This window comes from Acinetobacter sp. Marseille-Q1618, from assembly GCF_902809855.1.
Taxonomy (GTDB): domain Bacteria; phylum Pseudomonadota; class Gammaproteobacteria; order Pseudomonadales; family Moraxellaceae; genus Acinetobacter.
Genome location: NZ_CADDWJ010000001.1, coordinates 45,677 through 65,232, shown reverse-complemented (window position 1 = coordinate 65,232; position 19,556 = coordinate 45,677). Strand labels below are relative to the sequence as shown.

Here is a 19,556-nt window from a genome sequence, read left to right as displayed (position 1 = left end):
AAAACCACCTTTTAGGTGGTTTTTTATTGCTTACTTATCGAATTTTAAACGGTAATTTATCTTCTTTTATAGTTACTTTTGCACCCTTACATGCATTGGCAGTTTTAGTGGTTCTTATAATATAGTTTGCTTGCGGCACAACCTTTAAAGCACTTTCAATCTCATGCCCTGTTTTACAATCTTCCTCACCTAGTTGCTCACTATAGCGTCCTGGATCACTTGAAGACTCAGCAGTTGCAACAACATAAGCTTTCCAACCATCAAAATACACCAACTCATCTTGACTAGAAACTGAACCTTGTCCTGAACCAGCTGAACTTAGCTGAATCAATTGAGTGGGCTTGGTATTCACTTGTACCTCATAGATTTTAAAGCTGTTGGCTTGTCCACCATAATCCAATATCTGAGATTGCTTTAACTTTGGACGTGTCAAAATATAACCACCCCAAAAGTTACGTGCCGCATTTTTAAACTCCACACCCGATAAATATGCAACCTCACCCGATTTTAATTTAATCGCTTGGGTTTCATTAATATGTATTGCATTTTTAGGATAAGCACTTGACGCATTTAAATTGGTTAAAGATCCTATAATTTCTTTGGCTGTTGGCGCTGCTGCAAAACTGCTAGATGCTGCAAATACAACAACGGACAGAACAAAAGTTTTTTTAATCATAAGCATCATCTTCTATGTTTAAAATTAATGAAATTTTATCACTATGCTTTTAACGTCCCCACTCCATCTTTTCCATATATGGGCGAACTTTTTTAATCCTTTGAATATTGGTTTTTTCTATTTGAGTTAATTGCTTTTCCACATTGGTGCTACACGGCATATACCAGTCCGCATTACTAAATAAGCTTGCAATTTCTTTATTGGCAAATGAATAGCCATGACGGGCATAAATACTATTACGCATATAATCAAGCTCGTCTGGTGGAAGTTGTAAATCATCATCCTTTAACAATCGATTAGAGGCCTCAGCAAACAAACCTTCATTTTTTGCATAACGACATTGTTGTGGTTTGAGATCAAAATATTTTGGTTTGATTTTACCCGATGCAGACTCCCAACTTGACTGTAACAATCGAGGTTGATTCTGACTCACTTGAAATACAAAAGTACCACTACTGGTTTTTGCTCCACTTTCAACCGCAGTGATTTTATAACCTTGCGATGTGGATTGAACTTTTCCTGAAAAATCCTGCTTATTCTTACCTAGAATGCTATATCCTTTGACTTGATTACGATCAATAGATTGGATAAATACCCCTATTTTTTGACCATCATAAACACCTGTCCATGAAGTTTTTAATTGTTGTAAATCAAAAGCAAAGCTGGATTGGATCAGTAATACATTTAAACCCAATAAAGCAAAATATGTTTTTTTCATTGTTATTCCTTAAGCCTAAGCGATATGATTTTATAAATTAGTGTAGTTCAAATTTTAATTTTTTAAATCCATTAAAACGTAAAGATTTATCATGATAGTTATCTGTCTAAAAACCAAATACACCCAATCAGCAAACAATGCTTGAATTAAAAAAATGGTGAATATGCATACAATCAAAAATAAAAATACCAATAAAATACTGCTAATTTTAATCCTAGGTATCTATTTTTACTTATGCGTCCTCATGTTGAAAATTTGTCTAGCGTATTTTCCTTGGCAAGATGACAATAATTTTTTAGCACTCAAACAAGATGTTGTAACCACACAGCCTTGGCGTTTTGCTTTTCAGGTTCATGTGCTTGTCAGTAGTTTGCTTTTAATCGCAGGTTTCACACAATTTTTCAGTCAAATTCGACAAAAATTCCCAAAAATCCATCGTTATAGTGGCTGGCTTTATATCATCAGTGTTTTCATTTTTGCGTTGCCGAGCGGTTTTATCATGGCTTTTTCAGCAGCAGGCGGTTGGCAAACCAAATTATGCTTTATCCTTTTAAGTATTTTATGGGGAGTTAGCACTTTTATTGCATTGTATAAAATCATAAAAAAAGATTGGTTAGCACATCATGACTGGATGATTCGTAGTTTTGCACTTGCACTATCTGCACTAAGCTTAAGAACATGGAAAATAATTTTATATAATTTACAACCTTACTTTGACTGGTTAACGCCTGTACATATTTATCAACTCGAAGCTTGGTTAGGCTGGGTAATCAACCTTATCATTGCCGAAGTTATTATTTTAAAATTACATCAAAATAAAAAGCCCTAAACTGTGTTAGGGCTTCAGCAACATGATCAATTAAGATGCGATGTCGTAGTGTTTAAGATTCAATTCTTTTAATTGATTCTTCAACTCTTGCAATGACCACGGCCATGCAGCAAAGTTACGACCATTTTCATCTAGATAATATGACTTACAACCACCCGCATTAAATACTGTTGTTTTTAAGTTCTTTTGAACTTTCAGGTTATGGTAACGCACCACATTTTTCTTAATTTCAATACGTGTAAACTTCTGATCACGCATTTTCAATAGACCGCTGATAATATAGTCTAACTGAGCTTCTGCAATACCAATGAAAGAATCATAGACCAAGATATTTGGCCCTAATACTAAGAACGCATTTGGAACTTTCTCAATACTTGTACCTAAATATGCTTCTGGTGAGCTATCTTTCCACAAATCAGACAGTAAAACACCTTCTGAGTTAGTCACGCGCTGACCAATTGGTGGATGAGAAACTTCAAAACCTGTTCCCCAAATGATGACATCAACTTCATGACGTTCACCATTTGCACCGATTACAGTATTTCCATCAATCTCAACCAAACCATGAGGAATGACATTAACATTGTCCTGTTGTAATGCAGGATAGTAGTTGTTAGCAAACAATAAACGTTTACAACCAATGTCAAAGTTAGGCGTCAAAATCTCACGTAACTCATCATCTTTGACTTGTAGTTTAAGCAATTGTTTACTTAAAAAATTCACTGGTTTTAAAACTTTCGGATTACGCAATCCAAAGTTAATTCCATTTAGAATTTGTGCAACACTATTACGCCATGTTTCTTGAATCACAGGGAAGCGACTCACGATACCTTTTGCAGTATCCCCCAACTCACGGTCTGCTTTTGGCAATACCCAAGGTGCCGTACGTTGGAATACAAATAATTCTTTCGCTAAAGGCTGTACTTGTGGAATAAACTGAATTGCTGATGCACCCGTACCAATCACTGCAATACGCTTACCTTTTAGATCATAGTCATGATCCCAACGTGCAGAGTGGAACATTTTACCTTTAAAGCTTTCAATGCCTTTGACTTTTGGCATAGATGGCTCAGTGATCGGGCCTGTAGTAAAGATCACAGTTTTTGACTGGAATTTACCTTTAGATGTTTCTAAATTCCAAACGTGTTTGGTTTCGTCCCATTTTGCACTTAACAGCTCAATGCCAAGTTCAATTTTCCCACCTAAGTCATGTTTTTCAACAACTTCTTCTAAGTAGCTTAGAATTTCAGGCTGTCTTGCAAACAAATGACTCCATTTGTGACTTGGTGAGAAAGAGAATGAATACAATGCTGATGGCACATCACAACCACAACCTGGGTAATTGTTATCACGCCAAGTACCGCCCACTCGATCTGCTTTTTCAAGCACGATATAGTCGTGATAACCTGCTTGATTCATTTTATATGCCGCAGCAATACCCGAAATCCCAGCACCTACAACGATTGTATCAAATACACGCACTGGTTCAGCTTTTTTTGATGTTGTTGCTTTTTGCTCAGTCGTTTTTGCTGTTTTTTCTTCAGCAACTTGAGCTTTTTCAGCAGTTTTTTCTTCAACTTTCGCTTCAGGCTTATTTTCAACTTTCACTTCAGCTTTGGTTGCTGTTTTTGCCACAGGTTTTGCTTGTGCTTTTTCTGTTGCTGCCGTTTCAGGCTGAGTGACTTGTTTTACATCTTCAACAGTTGTTGTTGAGGTTTTTTTTGCAGTGCTTTTATCTTCAGGCAAAGTATCTAATGTTGTTTCTGTTGTCATGTTGTTCTACTCAAATTTCAGATTACTTAAAATATCGATTAAAAACTGGATAGCCGATACCAAGCATTTTGGTATATAAGCTTGGAGATGCACGTTTCATCAACCAGAATAATTTTGCATCTGGTTGAGGAATGGTATAAAGCTTACCTGCATCTAAATTATCCAAAGTTTTAATGGCTACTTTTTCACTGGTCGTAAAGGCATGATTCATTAACAAATCATCGGCAACGCCTGCATACTGTTTTGGTAAACGACCATTCTTCATAATATTGGTTGGTACTAAAGTTGGGCACAGTACATTGACGCTGATTTTGTCTTTACGTAGTTCAGCGGATAATGTTTCTGAGAGTGCTAACACACTTGATTTGGTCACATTATATGCAGTCATCTCAGGTGCGGCAGTATAGCCCGCAGCAGATGCAACATTAATAATTGCGCCATAACCTTGTTGTTTAAACTTCGGTACAAAGTAATGACAGCCATAAATTACGCCCCAAAGATTGATGTTGACACACCATTGCCAATCTTCGAGAGATACTTCGTCAAATTTACCACCCAAGCCCACACCAGCATTATTGATCACTAAAGTAACCGCATGCCCCATGAGCTGTTCCGCTTGTTCAGACAGTGATTTAACTTGTGCTTTATCGGTCACATCACATTGCACAGCAAAAGCTTTACCTGAAGTTTGAGTTTCGATCAAACTTACAGTTTCTTCTGCTGCTGCTAAATTAATATCCGCACAAACGACTGTACCACCGCGCTTTGCAAGTTCCATTGCAAAGCTGCGTCCAATTCCACTTCCTGCACCTGTTACAACAGCATATGCATTTTGTGTAGGCTTTCTTTTTTTTGAAAAAAATCCCATTTAATTCATCCAATTAATTTTTAAATACTTAGCTGCGTAATGCAGGAATAAACTCTTTCACAAGATAAGGTGTTAATACACCAGTTTCTGGATGTAACAATGTTTCTTTGTAATATTCCAAGAACGCAGTCGTATCATGATCATTTGGATGAAAATCACGACGTAAGTAATCAAAAATGTGAGCCCATGAACTACCGTACACCCCATCTTTTAAGCCAAAAATTAATTTAAAGCTATGTGGAATATCTTTCCAGTAACTCCAGCTAATTAAGTTACTTGGTTTGCGGTAGAATGGAACAAAGAAAGATGCAAATGAAATTAATACTAAAATCGTAATTAAAGCTGGGAAAAAGCCTGCAACACGAAGCGCATAATTGTTTGATAAAGTTTGGAATACATCATAAGCAATATCTTTATGCTCAGACTCTTCTAGCATATGCCACATCCAAATCGCACGTTGCTTTTCATCTTGTGAACGGAAGAAAATCTCTTCGTGGTTCATCATGTATTCTGCCAGTACCGCTGTAAAATGCTCAATTCCAGCCATTAAAGAAAGTTTCATTGGTTGCGGTAAGCGATTGAAGCCATACTCAAACACATTGCTTGCTAAAAAGCGGAAAATTTTTACAGGTAAATCTCGCTCCATATATGCATCATTTAATTCTTCATGCATTTTAGAGTGGATTGCTTCTTGTCCAATAAGAGATGTTACACGTTGCTTCAACAAAGGATCTGTAATGAAATCACGATGATAACGCGCTGTATCAATCACAAGATCTTCACCATAAGTTAAAAAGATCGACAATGACGCAAAATAAGCACTCGCTAATTCTGCATCCATATAGAATTTGTGATCTATTTTTTCTGGCTCAAAGTCGAACTTCATATGACGAATCGGAATGATTGGCGTCTGATCTTCTAAACTAAAAGGTGAACCTGTAAATACTTTTGAAAGAATAGACTTAACTGGCTTAGCGAACAACATGGCTACAATACTCTTTATTTGATTAATGTATAAACAGCAGTTCATCCTGTGATCTGCTGCTCATGTTTGAGTGAAAACTCTATTTGATGCATAGAAAATTACGCTAAGCCTTGTCAATTCCTATTAGCATTTAAAGTCATTCAATTAGCATTTTCTTACTTTTTAATAAATTGTTAGACAATATTTTTTTAAATAACACCTATTAACAAGTTTTGTCCTCTAAGGATATTTTTTTGAAATTTACACTTTTTATTTTGATCACTTACTTAACATTGCAAAGCAACACTTATGCCTTTTATGTCACTTTAAAATGTACTGATGCTGAGCCGAAATAGCATAAGTTTGAAATATGACATTTTGATAAAAATATCGTGTTTTACAGCAAGCCTCGCTATAATTTTGAAAATTAAAATCACAAGGTTAATACAGTGTTTAATCTTTATCGTTGGTTATATAAATTTCTTAAAATTGAGTTATTTAAATACCGCCATTTAACGGAGGGTGAAATTCATATTAGTCAGTCTGTTTTTGGAAATTTAATTGATTATTCAAAAGTTTTAGTGATGAATCAGCCTTATTTACCTTGGCAACCTGTTGGCATTTTAATGGCCCCAAATGGTTGTATTCACATGAAAGATGCTGATTTTTGCTGTGATTTTTCCAAAGAAAGCTTATCCAATCAAGCCATTTTTATTCATGAGATGGCGCATGTTTATCAACATCAAAAAAATATTAATGTCTTGCTTAAAGGCGCAATTTTACAAATTGCTTTATATGCCAGTTATGGCAAATACAATCCTTATCGCTACACTTTACAAATGCATAAAAAATACCAAGATTATAACATTGAGCAACAAGGTGATATTGCAAGAGATATTTTCTTAAAAAGAATCAAAAACATTATTTTAGAACCGATCTGATTAAAGCATTTTAATTTTAACTGCACTTAATTTTTCTAGTTGATTTACATACACAAAAAACACAAAATAAAGCTATAAATTTCTTCATATTTTCAAGAAAATTCTGTTAGATTTGATGGGATGTTAGATAATTTTTTGACAATATTTTTAAATCTCTAGCATCTGGCTTTAATTTCGTTAAAATAGCCCCAATCTGTAATTTTTGCCATGCAAGAAATAAAGATTTTTTGTCATGAAAGTGATTTTTTATTTTGTGCCTTTTGGCAGTGTTTGAAACGTTAAACTACACACAATTGAATAACTATATAGATATAAATCAATTTGTTGTGTGCTTACTACCCTATAGGAATAGGACAAGGTTTAAATGAAAAGTTTTAAAGTTGCTCTCGCGCAATTCTCTCCACATATTGGCGATATCGAAACAAATGTTCAAAAAATGATTGAACAAGCCAATCAAGCAAAAAAACAAGATGCCAATATTATCGTTTTTCCAGAGCTCGCAACTATAGGCTACCCTGCTGAAGATTTATTGCTTCGTCCAAGCGTAAATACACGTACTGCTCAGGCTTTTGAGCAATTACAAGCCGTGAAAGACATTGTAATGGTTTTTGGTTTTGTCAATGCAACTGAAGACGGTCAGCGCTACAATTCTGCAGCAGTCATGAAAGATGGACAAATCTTAGGGATTTATAATAAACAAAATCTACCAAACTATAGTGTTTTTGACGAAAAACGTTATTTTAACGAAGGACATCAACACCTTGTGTTTGAATATTTAGGACATAAGTTTGGTGTATTGATTTGTGAAGATGTATGGTCACTCAACACCGTTCAACAACTTGCGCAACTCAATGTTGAAAGCGTTTTAGTATTAAATGCTTCACCTTATGAAGTGGGTAAACCGCAACATCGTATTGCAACGCTGCAAGAATTGGCAAAACAAATCAATATTCATGTGCTTTATACCAACCAAGTCGGTGGTCAAGATGATTTGATTTTCGATGGTTCAAGTTTTGTTATTAACAATACTGGCGAAGTTGCTTTACGTGCTGAAAGCTATAAAGAGCAGCTTTATTTTGTTGATTATGAAGTTGAAAATAAAGCTTATAAAATTGTCGAAACAGCACCTGCTTTAGACACGATGGCTGAAATTTATCAAGCCTTAGTCATGGCAACACGTGATTATGTCGAGCGTTCAGGTTTCCCTGGTGTAATTTTAGGACTGTCTGGTGGGATTGATTCCGCTTTAACCTTAGCGGTTGCCGTTGATGCTATCGGTGCTGAGAAAGTACAAGCTGTCATGATGCCTTATACCTATACCTCACAAATCAGTGTCGAAGATGCTGCTGAACAAGCAAAACGTATGGGCGTAACTTTTGGAATTGCAGAAATTCACCCTATCGTAAATAGTTTCATGCAAACGCTTTATCCATTCTTTGGTAACTCGCCTGCAGATGCAACTGAGGAAAACCTTCAAGCTCGTGCTCGTGGTACTTTACTCATGGGCTTGTCTAATAAGTTTGGTAACTTAGTGCTGTCTACAGGAAACAAATCTGAGTTATCGGTTGGTTACTGTACGCTTTATGGTGATATGGTCGGTGGTTTTGCCGTTCTGAAAGATGTCTATAAAACGATTGTTTTTGAATTAGCAAAATATCGTAATAGTTTAAGTGAAGTTGCCGTTATTCCTGAACGTGTGATTACTCGCCCACCATCAGCAGAACTTCGTCCAGACCAAAAAGATCAAGATTCTTTACCTGCATATGATGTTTTAGATGCGATTCTTTATGCCTATGTCGAAGAAGATCAAAGTCAAGATGACATCATTGCAAAAGGTTTTGATAAAAATGTGGTTGAAAAAGTGATTAAACTGGTTGACCGCAACGAGTATAAACGCCGCCAAGGAGCGATTGGACCAAGAATTACATCACGTGCATTTAGTCGTGAACGTCGTTATCCGATCGTCAACGGTTGGAAAGCAGGTAACTGATCCGTATGGATACCTTAAAGCTGCCAAAAAGTTTTAGTCAAGACTTTGCTCAAGCACTTTTGCTTGAGCAGGTTGCTTTTATCAAACACAAATTATTGGATCACCAAGATCAAAGTTATATCCAAGATTTTATTCAAAAAGTATATGCTCATGCTGAACATATTCATTTAAAAGAAGTTATCCAACTTCATTCATTGCATGAAGTTGTACAAAAATATGCTTTTGAATTAACACTCGGTGCGGATATTTTAGAGTTTATTGGCTTTAGTGCGCAAAAAGTGCATCAAACAGCAACTACAAGCTCTGCGCAATTCAATGATTTTTTATCTGATGAGCAGTTTGAATTGTGGTTATATAAGATTTTAGAGTTACAACAATTACGCCATTATATTCAGGAAAATTTGCAAGAAAATTCACAGATCAAACATGTGAGTTTACAACTTGCCAATCAAATTTTAGAAAATAATACGCCATGGTTAGATTACTTTCGTAAACTGAATGTAAGAAGTAAAAGTATTGGTGCTAAAGTCGTCAATTATTTACAAGATCAGCAACATCTCATTGAACTAAAATTAGAACAACAACTTGCTACAGCGATTCGCAACCAAATCGGTAATATCATTTTATTACCCAATGAAGAACTAGCAGAAATCGCATTGCAACTTTGGTCGGAAATCAAACAAAAAACCTTAAAAGAAACTTTCTCTCAGTTTCAATCAATCGATTTTGAAGAGTTTTTTATTTTGGCTTATGAAACTTGGAAACATTTACGCCAAACACCCTATATACAAACCATTATTTTAGAAGTGGTATCTGCTTTTTATGAATATTTTAGTGATTATACGCTTCAAGAATTATTGCATTCTGTGAGCCTAACACAACAAGATTTATTTAAAGAAGCTGAGCGTTTTGCGCCCTATTGTTTAAAGGCTTTAGATCAGCAAAATCGATTAGATGATCTCATCGCTGCACTCATTGCACCCTTTTATTTAGACGATAATACGCAACAATTTATTGAAAATTATATTCAAAAACAATTGATTGAAAAATAATATATTTTATAGTTCGGTCATTTTATCATTTAAATCAACTTAATAGAGCAATATGAAATAGGTTTATAGAAGATCTATGGGTTAAAGTAGTTGTATCATTTTAGTCATGCAAGCATTTTTATACACAAAAAAAGAGACCATGCGGTGAGCATGGTCTATAAAAATGGTGGCTATGACGAGACTTGAACTTGTGACCCCAGCATTATGAGTGCTGTGCTCTAACCAACTGAGCTACATAGCCGTAAACTGTGTGCGCATTATCTAAATTTATTTATAATTCGTCAAGCACTCTTCAGCGCTAATGATCATGCTTTAAACAACTGCAAAACAAATGCTTAAAATTAATACATTTTTCTTGTAATAATTAGGCAAAATAGGCTGATCTAAACAGGATTTTATACGATGAAAATTAAAGTTTTTGCCTGCACTGCTTTACTACTGAACCTTTCAGCTTGTCAACTGATTAGCCCTCTTGTTGTTGATTATAATGGTGTACGGCGTGATGTTGCGACGTATATTAATAACTCTATGTTTTTCAGTATTGCTGATCGAAAAGTATTAGTGGAATACGCAAAAGAGCAGCAAAAAGTTTTAAATTTCGATAAATTAACGGCTGAGCAACAAAAGCAACTTGCCTATAATCGTGCTGTTGGTCGTTATTGTGCCGCTCAACATATTTCTATGAAAAAACTCAATTTGGTTGATAGTCAAATCTTCTCTCTACCTGAACATCAAAAAAATCTTGATGAGCTTTATAAGGTTCAAGCAACATTAAACTTTAATATGCAGCAAGAAAATTGTCAGGCTAAGTTTTAGAGAACACTCTGTTGTTTTTAAACAGAAGAATATGCTCTCAAAGACCTGAGGCATATTCTTCTAAAAAATGTTCACTTGTAATTTTTACATGTTCAATTAACAGAATTTAAGAGCGCCATAACAGTTTGGGGCAAAGGTTTGATTTTTTAATTGTAAATTTGCTAACTCCATATTTACCTTTGCATTTTGCAATGGCACTTCACCAAGTCTAAAATTTCCAGCCAAGCAACTCGTTGCTAAGAAACCACATTCAATCGGATTATTTTGTAAATATGTACTTATAAGTGGAATGACTTGCTTAATTACAGAGTCCGTCACTTCAACTTTTTGACTAGGCGTAACATTTCCAATATCCACAGGATCTTCAATCGCTAACCACCATCCTCGTTGAGCTGTTGTAGCTGCACCATTCCAAAAAATATCTTGTTTCTGTAAAGATAAAGAAAATGGATTATTTAAAGGTAGTTTATGAATAAATCCCAAGTTTTCTGAAACCTCAACATCAACATTTAAGTTCGATACATTTCCTGAAACATTTCCTGATAAAGGTATAGGTAAAAGTCCCCATAATTTAGCACTTGCAGAAATGTTTCCACTTAAAGCAATATTATCAATTTTAGCAGTCCCCATTAAATTCACATTAGACATTCGTCTACCGCTAATTGTTTGCCCATTAATTTTAAGTGTCCCGCTTCCCTCTGCTAAATTTAAAGAATAATCATTGGATGTAAAATCTGCCGAAATAAGTCCTGTTGTACTTTTTGCCTTACCATACACTGTTTCACCAAGATTATTATAATTTACACCACTTCTTGCTGCGGTCGTTGCAGTACCCGTTGCGTCTTTAATTTTCATATAACCACTTAGGCTATTGATACCATTCGGTTTATCTGAGTTTTCCTCACCAAGCGTCAACATCCCTAATACTTTTTCAGCACTTAAACGAAAACCCATCATTTCTCGGGTAGAGGCTGAGTTTGGATTTTTAATGGCAAATTCAACAAAAGGATTGGTTAGTTTTGCAGAAGAACCGACACGCCCTTCACGTGTATCTGAAATGCCCGATAAACTTAAATTATCAATATCAATATCACATCCACCTGCACCATTGACACCACCACACCCCAATTGTAATTTTTTAATATTGGCATTCAGCTCAACATCCGCTTCCATACCGAGTTTATAAAAACCGATATTTTGCGATGCCATAGCAGCATTTGCTTTTGAGGGATCTGTATAGGTGAGATTCATCAATGCTTGACCTTGCACTTCTGAAAGCTCGGAATCTGAAAGAGATTTTAAAGTAGAGTCATCTGCATAAGTTGAACCCATTGTCAACGCAAGCAAAGCACTAGAGATGACCAGTCTCTTAGTTGTCATTCGATTTACTCCAAATTTTTATTTTATTTATTACGTGCCAATTCCATCAGCAAGTCGGAGTATTATTCATTAAATTTAAAATTATTAAAGGTGGTTATTTTACACAATTCATATAAAAAGTATTATTTTATGATGTATTTCACATTTCATATTTTTTAAACAGTTGTTTAAAAGTAAATTATTTAAATATTCTCATTAACAATAAGGCAACATATTCACCAAACCAAATTGCGGTTTCTAAGTCTCCTTTTGGTGGTGTAATTTCCACAGGCGCATTATCTGATTGGGTCATTAGTCCTAAAAAACCTGACATACGATTTAAATCATCCGCACTACGGCCTGTAGGCATCAAAGGTAAACCTGTCCACAACATACCGTGTTGCATCGCAAATAGATTGATCTGTTGTAATACTGCGAGTTTGTCACCACTTAACCCACCGCTATTGGTAAAACCCGCTGCAAGTTTGCCTTGCCAAGAACGAGCTAGCCAACGTTTAGATGACTGCTCCATAAATTGTTTTAATCCAGAGGTTAAGCTGCCCATATATGTTGGACAACCAAAGATGATGGCATCGGCTTGGTCTAATTGATCCCAGTCTATATTTTCAATATTCATCAAATGCGCAATAACGCCCACCTGTGTTGCGCCTTGTGCAATATATTGGGCAACTTTTGCAGTGTGTCCATAAGGACTATGATAAACAATAGCAAGGGAGTGTGTAGGTAAAGACATAGCAATTAAAACAAACAGATTTACTCAAGTTTACATGAATTACTGCATAAACACGAATGTCGCCATACGTCCTGTTTTGGCAGATCTACGATATGAATAAAAATCTTGGTCTTGCAAATATGAACATTGTTCCCCGCCAAAGACATGCTCGACACCATTTAATTTAAGAATAAAACGGGCAATGGCATAAAGGTCGGCATAGTATTTACCTTGTTTTTCACCATCTTTGAAGGCATCTACAAGCTCAGGATATTTATCACAAAAAGCAGCTTTTACTTCCGCACCTATTTCAAAACAAGGTTGACTAATTGCAGCACCGAGCCACGCCCAACTTGGCTGGGTTTGCATCTTTGCAATGGTATTTTCAATGATACCACCTGCCAAACCACGCCAGCCTGCATGCAAGTTTGCTATTTCTGTGCCTTGAGTATTTCCCAGTACCACAGGTAAACAATCAGCCGTCATCATCATTAAAGCATGGGCTTTTTTCTGGGTAACTAAACCATCCCCCACCAAAGCGTCCAATGGCATTTGCTCATTGATGGTATGGCAAATTGTGCTATGCGTTTGCGTCATCCATGTGATTTTACTGACACCGTATTTAGAAAATTCATCTAATAACATCATCCGGTGTTGTTGCACACGTTTAGGATCATCATTCACATGCAATGCCAAGTTGAACCCTGCAAGTTCAGCTTGCGCTGATGGCAATGCTTGCGGATGTTGGATTTGGGTTTGTCCGACAAATACGCCTTGCGGTAATCCTTGAACAAATTGCATGTGATTCTCCTTTTTAGAACCTGATCAATACGCTTTATTTTCAGAGCGTAACGTGTTGACCAAAGTCGTAAAATCCTCTGGCCAAGGTGCTTCAAACAACATTTCCTCTTTGCTGCGTGGATGGATTAGACCTAATTTGGCAGCATGTAAGGCTTGACGCTTAAAGCCACGCAAAGTATCACTAAGCAACTCAGATGCACCCGCAGGTACTTTTACTCGACTCATATACACTGGATCACCCACCAAAGGATAACCAATATAGGTGAAATGTACACGAATCTGATGGGTACGCCCTGTTTCAAGTTGCGCTTGAACACGCGTGAAGTTTTGGAAGCGTTCTTTGACATTATAGTGTGTCACCGCATCACGCCCACCCGGTAAAATCGCCATTTTAATACGATCAACAGGATGACGTTTGATTGGCTCATCAATGGTACCGCCTGCAATGATATTGCCGTAGCAAATCAAATCATACACACGATAAACCGATTTCTTTGCCAACTGCTTGCTGAGTGAAAATTGTGCTTCTAAATTTTTAGCAACCACCAATAAGCCACTGGTATCTTTATCAATACGATGTACCAAGCCTGCACGGGTTAATTCAGATGATTTTGGATAATGGTGTAATAAGGCATTGACCAGTGTCCCATTTGAATTGCCTGCACCTGGATGCACCACCATGCCGACAGGTTTATTAATCACAATAATATCATCGTCTTCATAGACAATATCTAATGGGATATTCTCAGGTTGCGCTGAAGTTTGTGCTTCTAACTCAACCTCTAAAGTCAGTAACTCATTGCCTTCGCATTTGTACTTTGGCTTAACAATGTTACCATTTACCAACAAATGACCATCCTTCAACCACTGTTTGAGCTTTTCTCGGGAAAAGTCACTCCAAACGGCGGCTGCAACTTGGTCTATGCGTTGCCCTAAATAACTGTCATCCAATTGAAATTGCAACGATAAACGTGTTGCAGTTAAGGCTGAAGTATGATTATCTGCATCCTCAGAATCTTCAAGTAAATTGAAATCATTTTCTGAGAAATTAGAATTAGAAGATTGTGCTGAAGTCATTTGCTCATTCGGACAAAAGTGGTTTAATAGCGCAATTGTAGCCTATTGCCCGTATAAACAGAGGAATTTTTATGTCGCTACCACGTTATAAAGTTACAATGCTTGCTTTATCTTTGAGCATCGCAACGGCATTTGTAGGCTGTAGCAGCAATCCAAGTAAAAAAGATGTTGTCGATACTGGTCCTCAGTCAAGCGAGCAAAGCTATTACAACAAAGCGATGAAAGCCTTAGATAAGGGGCAATATGGCGATGCTGAAAAATCATTTCAAGCGATTGATACTTACTATCCAACAGGTCAATATGCCCAACAAGCACAGTTGGAAATGATTTATACCAAATTTAAACAAAAAGATTATGAGGCGACGATTGCTCATGCTGAACGTTTTATTCGTTTAAATCCACAACATCCAAATGTTGATTATGCTTACTACGTTCGTGGTGTGGCGAATATGGAGCAAAACTATGACGGCTTGATGCGTTATACCTCGCTCAAGCAATCACACCGTGATACCAGTTATTTAAAAAATGCCTACCAAAACTTTGTAGATTTTATTCGCCGCTTCCCAAGCAGCCAATATGCAGTCGATGCTGCACAACGTATGAAGTTTATTGGGCAAGAGCTTGCTGAAAGTGAAATGAATGCTGCTCGCTTTAACGTTAAACGTAAAGCATATTTAGCGGCTGTTGAGCGTTCACAATGGGTAATTGAACATTATCCACAAACACCTCAAGTTGCTGAAGCACTTGCAACCATGGCGTATGGCTATGACAAACTTGGCGACAAAGCGACCTCTCAACAGTATGTTGAAATTTTAAAACTGAATTATCCAAACTTAGTTAAATCGAACGGTGAAGTGAATTTACGTGCTGCACGTAAAGAAGGTAGCTTCTTGAACCGTGCAACTTTAGGTATTTTTGGGCGTAGTGAAAAAACAGGTGGTGCAGTTGAAACTTCTGAGTCAAATGCACAAGCGCAAGATTCATCAGAAAATAAACCAAGTTGGTTAAATCGTGCAACTTTTGGTTTACTGGATCGTCCTGATCGTCAAAGTTCTGGTGAATATGCAAATGCCAATGAAAGCCTATATGATGGTCAGCGTACGCAGCCACAGACTCAACCTGAGCAGACAGAACAACCTCAACAGTAATGATTTAAATATCTTGCAAAGGCAGAATTTTTATTCTGCCTTTTTTATATGTAAGCAAATTCGATACACATATACGCCTTGGCAAATCTAAGCTAAACTTATCGACCCACTGGTTTTACCTCCTTGACTTGGCTTTGACTTATGGCTATTCCTCAGCACACCATTGATCAAATTTTAGATCGAACTGACATTGTCGATTTGATTGGTCAACGTGTGAAGTTGAAAAAAACAGGACGTACCTATTCAGGTTGTTGCCCTTTTCATCAGGAAAAAACGCCCTCTTTTCATGTCTATCGTGACAAACAATATTTTCACTGTTTTGGCTGTCAAGCCAATGGAAATGCTATCCGTTTTTTAATGGACATTGACCATCGTAACTTTGTTGATGTCATGAAAGACTTAGCCAGTCAAACCGGCATCGAACTTCCAAAAGACAATCAAGACAATAAAAAACTGTCTTATAAACGTGAAGCCCCTAAGCCACAACCTGTTATAGAACATAACGTTACTGATCCGCAAAGTACGCAACCGACGCTACAAAATGAGGGAATGCCTTCGGAAATTGATCCTTTTGAGGCATTTAACCAATATCCTGATTTTGATCATTTCGACCCAACACAGTTTGAAGCTGCGCCTTTTGAGCAAATTCCACAAGACGGAAACTTATATGACCTTTTGGAAAATGTCGCACAGTTTTATGAAAAACAACTGCCTCATAGCAAAACTGCACAGCATTATTTTAAACATCGTGGTTTAAGCAAAAATACGATTCAATATTGGCGTTTGGGTTATGCGCCCGAAGACTGGCAACACTTAGAAAAAGCCTTCCCACAAGATATTGCAGGTTTAAAACTGCTCGGACTAATTCGTACCAGTGATAGTGGACGTGACTTTGATCTACTCCGTGATCGGGTCATTTTCCCAATTCGTGACTCAAAAGGTCGTGTGGTTGGTTTTGGTGGTCGTGCGCTGAATGATGAAATCAAACCAAAATATATCAACTCACCAGACTCCGAAGTTTTCCATAAAAACCAATTACTCTATGGCTTGTATGAAGGGCGTAAAGAGCGTGCGCAAGACTGGCTGATGGTCGAAGGCTATATGGATGTTATCGCCTTACAACAGTATGGTATTTCGGGGGCTGTAGCCACGCTTGGTACAGCAAGTAATGCTGAACATTTAGGTATTTTATTTAAACAAAATAATCAAATCACGATTGCATTTGATGGTGATGCAGCAGGTCAAAAAGCCGCACGTCGTACTTTAGAGATCGCATTACCTTTGCTCAATGATGGACGTGAGCTCAAGTTTTTCGTTTTACCCAAAGAACATGATCCAGACTCATTGATCCGCAAAGAAGGCATGGAAACCTTCCAGCGTTTGTGGCAAAGCGCTCCGCTGCTATCTGATTTTTTATTTGCCTTACTCAGTCAAAACTATGTGATAAATACACCTGAAGGCAAAAGTCAGGTTATGGCAGAACTCAATCAGTTGGTTGAACTACTCCCGAAACAAGGTTCATATCGTTATTTATTAAGACAATTTTTTCGTGAAAAGTTAGGTTTTAATAAAAAATGGCAACCACAAGTGAGCTTAGATGCCTCTTTGTCTTTTAACATTCGCACCAAAGATGAAGATTTTGCAGTAGCAATCTTGATGCAGCATCCTTTTTTATACATTCATTTTGAAGTGTTACGAGCATTTATCCATCCTGATGAATTACTTGCCAAAGTGCTTGCTATTTTTGACCTTGTTTTTGATGATTTACCCGATGATCAAGAGCTTGCAACTTATTATATTTTAGGTGCTTGCAGCACTTATCATTTAGAGCTGTCTGAAATTATGCAGCGCACCAATATTCAAAATTTAATCCAAGCCCCTGAAATGGCAGATAAATTAGCAGCTGAATATTCATTATCTTTGCAAGAAAAATATCTGCGTCAAAAAATGAAAGCGCCTGCATCCTTAAGTGAATCTCGTAACTTACGTCAACAACTCAATGAACTCACCAAGAAAATTAGTTTAAAATTGGTGCATAGTTAAGTTTTACATACTGAATTTTCATGATGCCACATTCACTTTTAGCAATTCCCTTAGAGCATATTTTTCTTGAAGGCTGTGATTTTCAAATTGAACTCTCACACCAACAGGAACAGTTAAAAATCACTTTGGATGGTGGATATGTTGGGGATGAACATATTATTTATTTTAGTTTGTATTTTAAGAATATCGCCAGTTTCTATTATGAAAATGATGAAATGTGGTTAGAACAACTTGCTAAAAAATATGATCTTACAACAATTTCAGAGCATGCTTATCGTGGAATTTTTAGATGTGACCACGCTGACTTAGAAAAAATTCAAGATTTTGATCCGCTTGGTCGTTTAAATCTGACGCGCTTTTTGGTACTTGGACAGCACTGTTATTGTGAGTTTATTGCTCAAAAAGAATTTTCAATACAGGCGATTACACCACAAGATTAACAATTAAGTTTTTACTTTTACTTGACGTGTATTTTCAAAAATATCCTGAATATTTTCTTTTAACCATTCAAAATGCGAAGGATCTTCATCTTTGGCAGCATGACGCAGCAAAATAGAAGTTGGATGCAAAAGCTTTTGCGTTAAACGATGATTAAACTCTTGTAAAACTGTGGCTGCATCTTCACCTGCTTGAATCCGTTGCAAAGCATAGGCTAATTCAAGCTGACTGAGTTGCTCACCTTGCTGCCGATAATGATGAATCGTTTCACCTGCATCATTGATTTTTTGCTGTGTCACCAACTGCGTGACCAATTGATTCACCATCACTTCAGCTTCAACAGCAGCCTGACGACGATGGGCAAGATTTTCATCAATGACGGATTGCAGATCATCAACCCCGTATAAATATACCCCATCCAAACTTTCTACTTTGGAGTCGATATCACGTGGTACTGCCAAATCAACCAACAACATTTGCTGATAACGGCGTTTTTTCAAAGCAGCTTTAACATCAGCAAATGAAATTACCTGATATAAACTGCCTGTACAGCTTGAAATCACATCTGCACGATATAGATTTTCAGCAAGTTCATTAAATGGAATAATTTCTACTTCGACACGATGTGCAATCTCTTGTGCTAATTTTTCAGCACGTTCTCGCCCACGGTTACAAATGAGGATCTTAGCCACACCCATTTCCGCTAAATGCTTCGCCACTAAGCTATTCATTTCACCTGCGGCAACTACCATGACGGTAAGTTTTGCCGGTTGACTAAATACTTGCAAAGCCAACTGTGCAACTGCATAGCCCATCGAAACAGCATGGCTTCCAACTGCAGTTTCAGAACGTACCCGTTTAGCTGCATAAAAAGCGTATTCAAAAATTTGATTCAGATTTTGAGAAACGATTTTTGCATCTTTTGCCAGTGCTAAGGCGGTTTTAACTTGCCCTAAAATTTGTGGCTCACCCAACATCAGTGAATCCAAGCCACTCGCAACACGCATTAAGTGTGAAACAGCATCACTATTTTCATAACGATATACATGATTTGACAATTGTTTTACATCAATACCGTTTTTCTGGGCGAGCCAATCTAATACCATATCGGCATTGTCAGCCATGGCATAGACTTCGGTACGGTTACAGGTCGAAACCACCACCATATCGTTCATTTCATGATGTTGGCACTGTTCTGCAAGTAGGCTACTCAATCGCTCTGGATTAAAAGCGATTTTTTCACGTAACTCTACAGAAGCAGTTTGATGGTTGACACCCAATGCAAAGAAAGACATATCAGATCATCATTTCGCTAAATTTATGCTATTGT

Annotated in this window: 18 protein-coding genes and 1 tRNA gene; 8 read left to right on the top strand and 11 right to left on the bottom strand. The window is 37.0% G+C overall.

Features of this window, described 5'->3' with window-relative positions; genetic code table 11:
• Window positions 1-34: 34 nt before the first annotated feature.
• Window positions 35-676, bottom strand: coding sequence for a hypothetical protein (locus HUS24_RS00345; RefSeq protein WP_173910102.1), 642 nt, complete (start codon window positions 674-676; stop codon window positions 35-37).
• Window positions 677-725: 49 nt separating this feature from the next.
• Entirely contained in the window at window positions 726-1,394 is a 669-nt protein-coding gene (locus HUS24_RS00340) for a YARHG domain-containing protein (RefSeq protein WP_173910101.1), read from the bottom strand.
• A gap of 163 nt (window positions 1,395-1,557) precedes the next feature.
• On the opposite strand from HUS24_RS00340, the gene HUS24_RS00335 reads away from it, so the two are divergent.
• Complete coding sequence (locus tag HUS24_RS00335; RefSeq protein WP_173910100.1) at window positions 1,558-2,223, top strand: DUF2306 domain-containing protein; 666 nt, start codon at window positions 1,558-1,560, stop codon at window positions 2,221-2,223.
• Between the two features lie 30 nt (window positions 2,224-2,253).
• Here the strand turns inward: HUS24_RS00335 and HUS24_RS00330 are convergent, their stop codons facing one another.
• The 3 genes from HUS24_RS00330 to HUS24_RS00320 are packed head-to-tail and all read right to left on the bottom strand — an operon-like array spanning window position 2,254 to window position 5,849.
• Window positions 2,254-3,996, bottom strand: a complete 1,743-nt coding sequence (locus tag HUS24_RS00330; protein ID WP_173910099.1) for an NAD(P)/FAD-dependent oxidoreductase — start codon at window positions 3,994-3,996, stop codon at window positions 2,254-2,256.
• 22 nt (window positions 3,997-4,018) lie between these two features.
• Window positions 4,019-4,864, bottom strand: a complete 846-nt coding sequence (locus HUS24_RS00325) for an SDR family NAD(P)-dependent oxidoreductase (RefSeq protein ID WP_173910098.1) — start codon at window positions 4,862-4,864, stop codon at window positions 4,019-4,021.
• Between the two features lie 28 nt (window positions 4,865-4,892).
• The gene (locus HUS24_RS00320; protein ID WP_173910097.1) at window positions 4,893-5,849 is read right to left on the bottom strand and encodes a metal-dependent hydrolase; all 957 of its coding nucleotides are present in this window, start codon (window positions 5,847-5,849) and stop codon (window positions 4,893-4,895) included.
• Between the two features lie 428 nt (window positions 5,850-6,277).
• Here HUS24_RS00320 and HUS24_RS00315 point away from each other — a divergent pair, with 428 nt between their 5' ends.
• The 3 genes from HUS24_RS00315 to HUS24_RS00305 all read left to right on the top strand — a co-directional run bounded on the left by HUS24_RS00315 (window position 6,278) and on the right by HUS24_RS00305 (window position 9,811).
• Window positions 6,278-6,769, top strand: a complete 492-nt coding sequence (locus HUS24_RS00315) for a hypothetical protein (protein ID WP_173910096.1) — start codon at window positions 6,278-6,280, stop codon at window positions 6,767-6,769.
• A gap of 364 nt (window positions 6,770-7,133) precedes the next feature.
• Window positions 7,134-8,759 carry an NAD+ synthase gene (locus HUS24_RS00310; RefSeq protein WP_173910095.1) on the top strand — a complete coding sequence of 542 codons (1,626 nt, stop codon included), beginning with the start codon at window positions 7,134-7,136 and terminating at the stop codon, window positions 8,757-8,759.
• 5 nt (window positions 8,760-8,764) lie between these two features.
• Entirely contained in the window at window positions 8,765-9,811 is a 1,047-nt protein-coding gene (locus tag HUS24_RS00305; RefSeq protein ID WP_173910094.1) for a hypothetical protein, read from the top strand.
• A 164-nt stretch (window positions 9,812-9,975) separates the two neighbouring features.
• Here HUS24_RS00305 and HUS24_RS00300 read toward each other — a convergent pair.
• Window positions 9,976-10,052, bottom strand: a tRNA-Met gene (locus HUS24_RS00300).
• A gap of 161 nt (window positions 10,053-10,213) precedes the next feature.
• On the opposite strand from HUS24_RS00300, the gene HUS24_RS00295 reads away from it, so the two are divergent.
• Window positions 10,214-10,627, top strand: coding sequence for a hypothetical protein (locus HUS24_RS00295; protein ID WP_173910093.1), 414 nt, complete (start codon window positions 10,214-10,216; stop codon window positions 10,625-10,627).
• Between the two features lie 96 nt (window positions 10,628-10,723).
• Here the strand turns inward: HUS24_RS00295 and HUS24_RS00290 are convergent, their stop codons facing one another.
• From HUS24_RS00290 to rluD, 4 genes are all read right to left on the bottom strand, one after another.
• A complete protein-coding gene (locus HUS24_RS00290; protein ID WP_254433817.1) occupies window positions 10,724-11,959 on the bottom strand; it encodes a hypothetical protein in 1,236 nt (411 codons plus the stop codon).
• 226 nt (window positions 11,960-12,185) lie between these two features.
• Window positions 12,186-12,740: a flavodoxin family protein gene (locus tag HUS24_RS00285; RefSeq protein WP_173910091.1), complete on the bottom strand. Its 555-nt coding sequence runs from the start codon at window positions 12,738-12,740 to the stop codon at window positions 12,186-12,188.
• 39 nt (window positions 12,741-12,779) lie between these two features.
• Window positions 12,780-13,520, bottom strand: a complete 741-nt coding sequence (gene pgeF, locus HUS24_RS00280; protein WP_173910090.1) for a peptidoglycan editing factor PgeF — start codon at window positions 13,518-13,520, stop codon at window positions 12,780-12,782.
• A 24-nt stretch (window positions 13,521-13,544) separates the two neighbouring features.
• Window positions 13,545-14,597, bottom strand: a complete 1,053-nt coding sequence (gene rluD, locus HUS24_RS00275; protein ID WP_173910089.1) for a 23S rRNA pseudouridine(1911/1915/1917) synthase RluD — start codon at window positions 14,595-14,597, stop codon at window positions 13,545-13,547.
• Between the two features lie 71 nt (window positions 14,598-14,668).
• Between rluD and HUS24_RS00270 the strand changes: the two genes are divergently transcribed.
• The 3 genes from HUS24_RS00270 to HUS24_RS00260 all read left to right on the top strand — a co-directional run bounded on the left by HUS24_RS00270 (window position 14,669) and on the right by HUS24_RS00260 (window position 18,228).
• Window positions 14,669-15,745 (top strand): outer membrane protein assembly factor BamD, encoded by a 1,077-nt coding sequence (locus tag HUS24_RS00270; RefSeq protein WP_173910088.1) that lies wholly within the window; start codon window positions 14,669-14,671, stop codon window positions 15,743-15,745.
• A gap of 141 nt (window positions 15,746-15,886) precedes the next feature.
• Complete coding sequence (locus HUS24_RS00265; RefSeq protein WP_173910087.1) at window positions 15,887-17,788, top strand: DNA primase; 1,902 nt, start codon at window positions 15,887-15,889, stop codon at window positions 17,786-17,788.
• 20 nt (window positions 17,789-17,808) lie between these two features.
• Window positions 17,809-18,228, top strand: a complete 420-nt coding sequence (locus tag HUS24_RS00260; RefSeq protein ID WP_173910086.1) for a hypothetical protein — start codon at window positions 17,809-17,811, stop codon at window positions 18,226-18,228.
• Between the two features lie 3 nt (window positions 18,229-18,231).
• Here the strand turns inward: HUS24_RS00260 and hemA are convergent, their stop codons facing one another.
• Entirely contained in the window at window positions 18,232-19,521 is a 1,290-nt protein-coding gene (gene hemA, locus HUS24_RS00255; RefSeq protein WP_173910085.1) for a glutamyl-tRNA reductase, read from the bottom strand.
• Window positions 19,522-19,556 lie beyond the last annotated feature (35 nt).

What these genes read in the sequence shown, in the direction of transcription:
- HUS24_RS00345 (WP_173910102.1), bottom strand. Translation starts at nt 676, where the DNA reads ATGATTAAAAAAACTTTTGTTCTGTCCGTTGTTGTATTTGCAGCATCT.
- HUS24_RS00340 (WP_173910101.1), bottom strand. Translation starts at nt 1,394, where the DNA reads ATGAAAAAAACATATTTTGCTTTATTGGGTTTAAATGTATTACTGATC.
- HUS24_RS00335 (WP_173910100.1), top strand. Translation starts at nt 1,558, where the DNA reads ATGCATACAATCAAAAATAAAAATACCAATAAAATACTGCTAATTTTA.
- HUS24_RS00330 (WP_173910099.1), bottom strand. Translation starts at nt 3,996, where the DNA reads ATGACAACAGAAACAACATTAGATACTTTGCCTGAAGATAAAAGCACT.
- HUS24_RS00325 (WP_173910098.1), bottom strand. Translation starts at nt 4,864, where the DNA reads ATGGGATTTTTTTCAAAAAAAAGAAAGCCTACACAAAATGCATATGCT.
- HUS24_RS00320 (WP_173910097.1), bottom strand. Translation starts at nt 5,849, where the DNA reads ATGTTGTTCGCTAAGCCAGTTAAGTCTATTCTTTCAAAAGTATTTACA.
- HUS24_RS00310 (WP_173910095.1), top strand. Translation starts at nt 7,134, where the DNA reads ATGAAAAGTTTTAAAGTTGCTCTCGCGCAATTCTCTCCACATATTGGC.
- HUS24_RS00305 (WP_173910094.1), top strand. Translation starts at nt 8,765, where the DNA reads ATGGATACCTTAAAGCTGCCAAAAAGTTTTAGTCAAGACTTTGCTCAA.
- HUS24_RS00295 (WP_173910093.1), top strand. Translation starts at nt 10,214, where the DNA reads ATGAAAATTAAAGTTTTTGCCTGCACTGCTTTACTACTGAACCTTTCA.
- HUS24_RS00290 (WP_254433817.1), bottom strand. Translation starts at nt 11,959, where the DNA reads ATGGGTTCAACTTATGCAGATGACTCTACTTTAAAATCTCTTTCAGAT.
- HUS24_RS00285 (WP_173910091.1), bottom strand. Translation starts at nt 12,740, where the DNA reads ATGTCTTTACCTACACACTCCCTTGCTATTGTTTATCATAGTCCTTAT.
- pgeF (WP_173910090.1), bottom strand. Translation starts at nt 13,520, where the DNA reads ATGCAATTTGTTCAAGGATTACCGCAAGGCGTATTTGTCGGACAAACC.
- rluD (WP_173910089.1), bottom strand. Translation starts at nt 14,597, where the DNA reads ATGACTTCAGCACAATCTTCTAATTCTAATTTCTCAGAAAATGATTTC.
- HUS24_RS00270 (WP_173910088.1), top strand. Translation starts at nt 14,669, where the DNA reads ATGTCGCTACCACGTTATAAAGTTACAATGCTTGCTTTATCTTTGAGC.
- HUS24_RS00265 (WP_173910087.1), top strand. Translation starts at nt 15,887, where the DNA reads ATGGCTATTCCTCAGCACACCATTGATCAAATTTTAGATCGAACTGAC.
- HUS24_RS00260 (WP_173910086.1), top strand. Translation starts at nt 17,809, where the DNA reads ATGATGCCACATTCACTTTTAGCAATTCCCTTAGAGCATATTTTTCTT.
- hemA (WP_173910085.1), bottom strand. Translation starts at nt 19,521, where the DNA reads ATGTCTTTCTTTGCATTGGGTGTCAACCATCAAACTGCTTCTGTAGAG.